The following is a 7,384-nucleotide window of genomic DNA, read 5'->3' on the forward strand; positions in this document are numbered from 1 at the left end:
CCAGCACGTGCCCCAGGTGGGAGATCCGGGCGACGGCCGCGTCGTGGTCGGCGGAGGTCGCCGCGACCACCCGTGCGCCGCTGTCCAGCGCGAGCCGCGCAACTCGTCCCCAGGTGTCGGGGTCGGCGTCGTCGTCGGCCGCGATGAGCCACGTGGCGCCGCGGAACAGGTCGGGGTCGCCTGCGTCCCAACCGGAGTGGGCGGTGCCGGCCATGGGGTGCCCGCCGACGAACCGCGCCCCCAGTCCGTGACGCCGTACCGCCTCCAGGACGGGGCCCTTGACGCTGATCACGTCGGTGAGGGCGATCGTGGGTGCGTGCTCGGCCACCGCGCCCAGGACCGACTCGAGGGCGGGGAGGGGGACGCCGACGACGACGAGGGCATCCGACTCCGCAGCCCGGCGGAGTGTGGTGGGCAGATCCGTGGTGACGTCGAAACCGGCGGCGGTGGCGGCCTCGGCGCCGGCGGGGGAGCGGTTCCAGCCGAAGGTCCGATCGGGGCCGAGGGCCCGCAGGAGTGAGCCGCCGATCAGGCCGACCCCGAGCACGCACACGTCCGCCGTCACCGTCACCTGACAAGGTTCTCACAGCAGACTACGGTTGAGCTCATGCCCAGCAGCTCCGACCGACTCTCCCGCGACTCCGACGACGACTCGGTCACCGGCATCGCACTCGGGGTGGTCCAGGACGGCGGTTCCTGGCAGGTCACCCGACTGGACGACGCCGCTCTCACCAGTCTCGACGACGCGGCCCGGCAGGTCCGGTCGCTGCGCGCGGAGGGACCGTCGTTCGGTCTGGTCGACGTGGACCACGAGTTCTTCGTGATCCTGCGCCCGGGCCCGTCCGGGATGCGGCTCATGCTCTCGGACGCGACCGCGTCGCTGGACTACGACCTCGCCGCGGATGTGCTCGACGAGCTCAACGTGGACGTGCCCGACATGACCGACGAGGAGCTCGAGCAGACCGACCCGTGGGGTGAGGGCGACATGGCGATCCTCGACGACATGGGACTGCCCGCCGGGGTGCTGGAGATCATCGTCTCCGAGACCGACCTCTACGCCGACGAGCAGCTGCAGTCCGTGGCCGAGCGGATGGGCTTCGGCGACGAGTTCGAGCGGCACCAGCCCGACTCGTGAGCCACTGGTTGTGACGGCGCCGTGTCCGTGACCGCGGTGTGTCCGTGAACCGCGCCGGTTCGGTGCCCCCGGGGTCAGCGCACCCCGAACACCGGGGCTCCGCGCGGGTGGCCGACGAGATGCTGGTGAGGCGCGCCCTGACCGTGGCGGGCGGTACCCCGGCCGAGGACGTGCCCGTCGGCGCGCTGGTGCTGGGCCCCGACGGTCGGGAGTTGGCCGCCGCCACCAATCGGCGGGAGGCCGACGGTGACCCGTTCGCGCACGCCGAGGTGATCGCGCTCCGCGAGGCCGCGCGGGTCCTGGGCGACGGTTGGCGGCTGGAGGACTGCACTCTCGTGGTGACCCTGGAGCCCTGCACGATGTGCGCGGGGGCGGCGGTCGCGGCGCGGGTCGGCCGCATCGTCTTCGGAGCCTGGGAGCCGCGCACCGGGGCGTGTGGGTCGCTGTGGGACGTCGTCCGCGACCGACGTCTGGTGCACCGTCCAGAGGTGCGGGGTGGTGTGCTCGAGGACGAGTGTGCGGCCGTCCTGGAGGGTTTCTTCCGCGCTCGTCGATGACGGCGGCTGTGCCGGGGTCCGCGGCGGGGCGCCCGTCGGTGACCCGATCGTGACCCGCTCGCGGTGGAGGCCGGCCCGGCATCTCCGTACCGTGGGTCGTGAGAGGTGCCGGACCCCGGCGCCGCGATCGAGAGGAGCACCACATGGGAGTGGGAGACAAGTTCTCGAACAAGGCCGAGGAGCTGGGCGGCCGCGCCAAGGAGTCGGCCGGCGCCGCGACGGGAGACCGTGACCTGCAGGCCGAGGGCCAGGCCGACCAGGGCGAGGCCGGCATCAAGCAGGGTGCCGAGAAGCTCAAGGACAAGGCCAACGAGGCCGCGAGCAAGCTCACCGGCAACGACAAGTGAGTTGCAGCAGCTGACTCCTCGCCTCTGGCCTGGCGATTTTCGTCTGGGCCATGCGTGAAGTAGCCTAATCGGCGGTGGCGTGTCCGAGCGGCCGAAGGTGCAGCACTCGAAATGCTGTGTTGGGTAACCCCCAACCGTGGGTTCAAATCCCACCGCCACCGCCACGGGGAGAGCCCCGGATCTCGAGAGAGGTCCGGGGCTCTCGCCATTCCGCCCCCTCGCCCGTGCAGCCGCTCCCGCGCCTGTCCGTGCCGACTGCAGCCGCTCCCGCGCCATTCCGCCCCCTCGGCAGCCGCCCCTGACGATGGCGTCTCGCCTGCCCCGCGGTGGGTGCGAGACGCCATGGCGACGGGCGGCTGTGTGTGGGGCGGTGGGTGCGAGATGCCATGGCGACGGGCGGCTGTGGGTGGGGCAGGCGCGGGCGCAGGCGAGATGCGCTGTCAGGCGTGGCCGGAGGACTCCTCGGCGAAGTCGGGCAGTGTCACGACCGAGCTCAGGGTCGACAGTGCCGCATCGATCACCGTGTCCTGCGGCAGCCCCGACTCCTCACCCAGCAACGCCAACTCCTCGGTGCCGGCCAACCACGCCCGCGTGAGAGCGAGCGCCAGGGGGTCCGGGTCGTGTACCCCGAGGCTGTCGAGGATCCGCAGGCTGATCGTGCGGTGCATGCCGTCGACGACCTTCTCCAACGCCGGATCCACAGCCCTGCCGGACCGCAGGACCGCCACGTAGTTGTCCCGCCGCCGCTGGATGTAGCGCACCAACGCCGTGATGATCGCGCGCGTGCTGTCCTCGGCGTGCGCGCCCACCGGGATCTCGGTCAGCGACAGCACGTGGTCGGCCGCTGCACGCACGACCGCCGTGAGGTAATCCAGCTTGGTGGGGAAGTAATGGAAGAGCAGGCTGCGGGACACCCCGGCCCGCTCGGCGACGTCGTCCAGCGACAGGGCATGGAAAGGCACGGTCTCCAGCAAACGGATCCCCAACACGATCAGCTGGGAACGGCGCTCGTGCTTGGAGAGCCTACGGCCACCTGATGTGGTCATCGCCCCACCTCGTCGTCGTACTCTCGGGCGCGCACGTCGCGCCCTCCGACGCCGACGACTACGCCCCCCATGCCGACGTACCTCTCCATCTTAGGGTCACGTCCGCAATCCGCGACCGCCATGCCACGATGGAGTGATGCCGGACAACGCCACGCCCACCACCCGCGCGACCACCTTCGACGTGGGCGAGCGGATGGTCCTCGACGGGACGGCAGGCGGGCGGACGGGTGTCATCCACACTCCGCACGGTGACATCGCCACCCCGGCGTTCATCCCCGTCGGCACCAAGGCCACCGTCAAGACGCTGACCCCCGAGCAGGTCCGCTCCACCGGCGCCCAGGCCGTCCTGGCGAACGCCTACCACCTGTACCTGCAGCCCGGGCACGAGGTCGTCGACGCCGCCGGCGGGCTGGGGGAGTTCATGCGCTGGTCCGGGCCCACCTACACCGACTCCGGCGGCTTCCAGGTGATGAGCCTCGGGGTGGGATTCAAGAAGGTCATCGAGATGTCGGCCGGCGCCACACCGGACGACGCGGCCACCAACAAGGGGCAGGGCCGGCTCGCGAAGGTCGACGAGGACGGCGTCACCTTCACCTCGCACCTCGACGGGTCCCGGCACCGCTTCTCGCCCGAGGTGTCCATGCGCATCCAGCACTCGCTGGGCGCCGATATCCTGTTCGCGTTCGACGAGCTCACCACGCTGATGAACACGCGGAAGTACCAGGAGAGTTCGGTGGAGCGGACGCGGCGGTGGGCGCAGCGCTGCCTCGACGAGCACGAGCGGCTGTCGCTGGAGCGGGGGCACCGGCCGGGGCAGTCACTGTGGGGCGTGATCCAGGGAGCGCAGTTCGAGGATCTGCGGCGGCAGGCCGTGCGCGGGCTCGTGGAGATGAGCGAGCGCGCCGAGGCCGAGGGGCGACGAGGCTTCGGGGGCTACGGGATCGGCGGCGCGCTGGAGAAGGAGAACCTCGGAACGATCGTCGGCTGGTGCACCGAGGAACTGCCCGAGGACCGGCCGCGGCACCTGCTGGGGATCAGCGAGCCCGACGACATCTTCACCGCCGTGGAAAACGGTGCCGACACCTTCGACTGCGTCGCGCCGACCCGGCTGGCCCGCCACGGTGGGATCTACACGCTCGACGGGCGGGTCAACATCACCCGCGCCCAGTTCCGCCACGACCACACCCCGCTCGACCCCGAGGGGCCGTCCGAGGTGTCGCGCGAGTACAGCCGCGCCTACCTGCACCACCTGTTCAAGGCCAAGGAGTTCCTCGGCTCCACGCTGCTCACGCTGCACAACCTCGCCTTTGTGGTGCGGCTGGTCGACGAGGTGCGCGCGGCGATGGCGGCCGGGCCCGACGAGTACGTGGCCTACAAGGAGCAGTTCCTGGGGCGGTACTACTCGGGGCGGTGACGGAACGCCGAGCCGCTCCGGATGACAAGCTGAGCGCATGGCACACGACCGCAGGCTGACGTCCGAGGAGAACCTGGCACGTCGAACGGCCTACGGGCTCCACCCGGATTCCAAGACCGGGGCGCTGGCGCCGGTCAGCGAGGCGGCGATGGAGGCAGCGTTCAATCTCCTGGACAAGGCGTTGGCTAGAATGGTCGACGGGGCAGAAGAGGTGGCCGGAAAGCTGATCTCTCGCGCGGCCGCTCTACCGTTCGACGAGCACCTCGGCCTCTGGCCGGGGCCCTACACGGCCGACCAGATGTTGTTCGACTTCCTCTGTTCTGTCGCCGAAGACGCCTCCCTTGACCAGCAAGACCCGGACGACCACGACTACGTCGAGGGGCTCTACGACGACATCGTCCGCGTCGTCCCGCAGCTCGACGACAGGGAGGGCTCGGTCCTGCGGGACATCGTCGAGACGATCGTGTCCGATTCGAAGATTCTCGGGGTCAGCCGCGCGGAGTCGGAGGCCCTGGCGGCAGCGGTCAGGGATCTTCCCGACCCCGAGCCGGCGGAACGCGCGCTCAAGCTCGGCCGTGATGCGGATCTCGCCCAGCGGGAGGATCTCACCCGGCTGGTTCTCGGCGTGTTTCTCGCAGTGATCAAGGCCATGAATGAAGCCGACGGATTCCCGGGCGCATCGTTGTAGGGACCCGGGCCGCGTCGGGACGAAGAACCGGGGCTCGTCACTCGAAGTAGATCGAATGGTGCAGCGAGCAACCCGGATTGAACGGTGAGGCGCACGACGGGCAGGCGTCGGCGTCGAGGTAGCCGCTGATCGAGAGCGTCGAACGGCAGGCCCCGCACAGAATGGCGTGCTCGTCGAACCGGTCCGTCGGCCACGCCGAGATCGGGTGATCGACAGTCTCGGCGTGGCATCGGAAGCAGGGATAGAACTCGCCGCAGCAGTGGAATCGGATCGCGACGATGTCCAGCGGGCCGCGGTAGTGGATGCACCTGGTCTGGTCGTCGACCGTCGCGCCGAGCACCGTCACCGCGGCGGGTCGAGCGGCGTCGCGCCCGTCGTCTGCGTCCCGGTCAGCGGAGGTCATACCGCCGAGTGTGACAGGGCGGAACCCGATAGTGCAGCCTGATAGCTGGGCTCGCGCTTCTTGATCCACGCGATCACCACGTAGGTCACCGGCAGCAGGACCGCCTCGACGAGGGTCTTCCAGACGAAGCCGATGACGACGTAGTTCCAGTAGTCGCCCGAGCCGAGCACCATGCCCAGCGCCGGAGCCGCGATCGTGCAGAACACCAGCGTGTCGGCGAGCTGGCCGACCACGGTCGACCCCAGGAGCCGCGCCCACAGGCTCCGCTCACCGGTGCGGCGCTTCATCCACACCAGGACGTAGGAGTTGAGCAGTTCGCCCACGACGTACCCGGCCAGGCCGGCGAGGAAGAACTGCGGGATGACCCCGGCGACGGCCTCGAACGCCTCCTGGTTCTCGTAGAACGGCGCGGGGGGCAGGTGAACCGTGAGGCTGAAGCTCAACGCTGCCAGGGCCAGCACAGCGAAACCGGAGAGCACGACGCGGCGCATCGCCTTGAAGCCGTACACCTCGCTGATCACGTCGCCGAGCACGTAGGCCAGCGGGAAGAGCAGGAAGGCGCCGTCGGTGACGAGCCCGTCCATCGAGAGGAACCCGAGCTCGAAGCCCAGGTCGGGGAAGAGGAGGACGCCCTTGGTTCCGGTGACGTTGCTGATGAGCATCACGCCGACGAACAGGGCGATGAGATAGCCGTAGTACGGGCTGGCGACCGTGGCGAACACGGCACGGCCGGGGGAAGGCGCGGAGGCGGTGGAGGGGGTACTGGGCGCCGGCTCGGGAGTGTTCCCGTCCGGCCGCCCAGTCCCCAGTTGGTCGGAATTCTGCGAGGAAGTGGTCACGAACGACGATTATCCGCGCTCGCCCGCGGCGATGCCGAATCCCTACCCGCCGACCCGCCGACGGGCCGCAGCGCGCCGCGTCACCGTTGATCGACAAGTCGCTTCCGCACGCGTTGTGCGAGTGGGTCTGCGCGGAACGCTCTTTTCGATGGGGCGGTCGGGCCGGGCCGGGCGCGCGTCGGCCGATCAGGCCACCACCCAGGGGCCGGACCGCAAGGACTCGGTGGTGACCACCCCATGCAGCGCCTTGATCGAGTCCGCGCCCTCCGGCCCACCGAGTGAGGCCACGATCCGGGCGACCGCGGCCCTCGTCGTCGTCCCCTCCTGCGCCAGATCCGCGAGGGTCACCGCGCCGTCCCTCTTGGCCAGACGCTCACCGGCGGCGTTGACCGCGAGCGGCACGTGCACGTACTCCGGGTGCGGCAGGCCCAGCAGGTCGGCCAGATGGGCCTGGCGGGGAGTGGAGGAGAGCAGGTCCTCGCCGCGCACGACCTGGTCGACGCCCTGCTCGGCATCGTCGACGACGACGGCGAGGTTGTACGCCCACACGCCGTCGCCGCGGCGCAGCACCACGTCGTCGACGACCCCCGTGTACGGCCCGTGGACCCGGTCGGTGATCGTCAGCTCGTCGACCGTCGCGCGCAGTCGCAGCGCCGGCACCCTCCCCGGGCCGAGTGCCTCCCGGCGACGCTCCCGTTCGGCCTCCGACAGGTCACGGCACGTGCCGGGGTACGACCCGGGCGGGGAGTGCGGGGCGCGGGGGGCCTCGGCGATCTCGCGGCGCGAGCAGTAGCACTCGTAGACCAGGTCCTGATCGGCCAGCTGGTTCGCCGCCGCGGCGTAGGCGTGCCCCCGCTCGGACTCCCACATGATCTCGCCGTCCCAGTCGAGGCCGGTCGCCGCCAGGTCCGCCAGCTGACGCTCGGCCACCCCGGGGCGCGCTCGGGCGGCGTCG

At 70.6% G+C, this 7,384-nt stretch carries 10 protein-coding genes and 1 tRNA gene; 6 read left to right on the forward strand and 5 right to left on the reverse strand.

Annotation, left to right across the window (positions count from 1 at the left end):
* The coding region (locus G6023_RS05235) for a prephenate dehydrogenase/arogenate dehydrogenase family protein (protein WP_182634299.1) at window positions 1-571 on the reverse strand (571 nt) is incomplete at its 3' end.
* Window positions 572-607: 36 nt separating this feature from the next.
* Here G6023_RS05235 and G6023_RS05240 point away from each other — a divergent pair.
* The 4 genes from G6023_RS05240 (at window position 608) to G6023_RS05255 (ending at window position 2,203) form a co-directional block, all read left to right on the forward strand.
* A complete protein-coding gene (locus tag G6023_RS05240; protein ID WP_069388832.1) occupies window positions 608-1,135 on the forward strand; it encodes a tRNA adenosine deaminase-associated protein in 528 nt (175 codons plus the stop codon).
* Between the two features lie 119 nt (window positions 1,136-1,254).
* A complete protein-coding gene (locus G6023_RS05245; protein WP_083249541.1) occupies window positions 1,255-1,692 on the forward strand; it encodes a nucleoside deaminase in 438 nt (145 codons plus the stop codon).
* A 143-nt stretch (window positions 1,693-1,835) separates the two neighbouring features.
* On the forward strand, window positions 1,836-2,039 hold the full coding sequence (locus G6023_RS05250; RefSeq protein WP_067714680.1) for a CsbD family protein: 204 nt from the start codon (window positions 1,836-1,838) through the stop codon (window positions 2,037-2,039).
* 73 nt (window positions 2,040-2,112) lie between these two features.
* Window positions 2,113-2,203 (forward strand) — tRNA-Ser (locus G6023_RS05255).
* 276 nt (window positions 2,204-2,479) lie between these two features.
* On the opposite strand, the gene G6023_RS05260 is transcribed toward G6023_RS05255, so the two are convergent.
* Complete coding sequence (locus G6023_RS05260) at window positions 2,480-3,085, reverse strand: TetR/AcrR family transcriptional regulator (RefSeq protein WP_069388830.1); 606 nt, start codon at window positions 3,083-3,085, stop codon at window positions 2,480-2,482.
* A 136-nt stretch (window positions 3,086-3,221) separates the two neighbouring features.
* Here G6023_RS05260 and tgt point away from each other — a divergent pair, with 136 nt between their 5' ends.
* Both tgt and G6023_RS05270 read left to right on the forward strand, forming a co-directional pair.
* On the forward strand, window positions 3,222-4,499 hold the full coding sequence (gene tgt / locus G6023_RS05265; protein WP_069388829.1) for a tRNA guanosine(34) transglycosylase Tgt: 1,278 nt from the start codon (window positions 3,222-3,224) through the stop codon (window positions 4,497-4,499).
* Between the two features lie 37 nt (window positions 4,500-4,536).
* On the forward strand, window positions 4,537-5,187 hold the full coding sequence (locus G6023_RS05270; protein ID WP_182634301.1) for a hypothetical protein: 651 nt from the start codon (window positions 4,537-4,539) through the stop codon (window positions 5,185-5,187).
* Window positions 5,188-5,224: 37 nt separating this feature from the next.
* Here the strand turns inward: G6023_RS05270 and G6023_RS05275 are convergent, their stop codons facing one another.
* The 3 genes from G6023_RS05275 to G6023_RS05285 form a co-directional block, all read right to left on the reverse strand.
* The gene (locus G6023_RS05275; RefSeq protein WP_182634303.1) at window positions 5,225-5,590 is read right to left on the reverse strand and encodes a CHY zinc finger protein; all 366 of its coding nucleotides are present in this window, start codon (window positions 5,588-5,590) and stop codon (window positions 5,225-5,227) included.
* Window positions 5,587-6,399, reverse strand: a complete 813-nt coding sequence (locus tag G6023_RS05280) for a queuosine precursor transporter (RefSeq protein WP_187699973.1) — start codon at window positions 6,397-6,399, stop codon at window positions 5,587-5,589. The genes G6023_RS05275 and G6023_RS05280 overlap by 4 nt, the downstream gene beginning before the upstream one ends.
* Before the next feature lie 216 nt (window positions 6,400-6,615).
* Window positions 6,616-7,384, reverse strand: a 769-nt coding sequence (locus G6023_RS05285; RefSeq protein WP_182634304.1) for a glutamate--tRNA ligase family protein, incomplete at its 5' end; no start/stop codon positions are given.

The organism is Dietzia sp. DQ11-71, assembly GCF_014144995.1.
Classification (GTDB): Bacteria; Actinomycetota; Actinomycetes; order Mycobacteriales; family Mycobacteriaceae; genus Dietzia; species Dietzia kunjamensis.

What these genes read in the sequence shown, in the direction of transcription:
- G6023_RS05250 (WP_067714680.1), top strand. Translation starts at nt 1,836, where the DNA reads ATGGGAGTGGGAGACAAGTTCTCGAACAAGGCCGAGGAGCTGGGCGGC.
- G6023_RS05260 (WP_069388830.1), bottom strand. Translation starts at nt 3,085, where the DNA reads ATGACCACATCAGGTGGCCGTAGGCTCTCCAAGCACGAGCGCCGTTCC.
- G6023_RS05240 (WP_069388832.1), top strand. Translation starts at nt 608, where the DNA reads ATGCCCAGCAGCTCCGACCGACTCTCCCGCGACTCCGACGACGACTCG.
- tgt (WP_069388829.1), top strand. Translation starts at nt 3,222, where the DNA reads ATGCCGGACAACGCCACGCCCACCACCCGCGCGACCACCTTCGACGTG.
- G6023_RS05245 (WP_083249541.1), top strand. Translation starts at nt 1,255, where the DNA reads ATGCTGGTGAGGCGCGCCCTGACCGTGGCGGGCGGTACCCCGGCCGAG.
- G6023_RS05270 (WP_182634301.1), top strand. Translation starts at nt 4,537, where the DNA reads ATGGCACACGACCGCAGGCTGACGTCCGAGGAGAACCTGGCACGTCGA.
- G6023_RS05275 (WP_182634303.1), bottom strand. Translation starts at nt 5,590, where the DNA reads ATGACCTCCGCTGACCGGGACGCAGACGACGGGCGCGACGCCGCTCGA.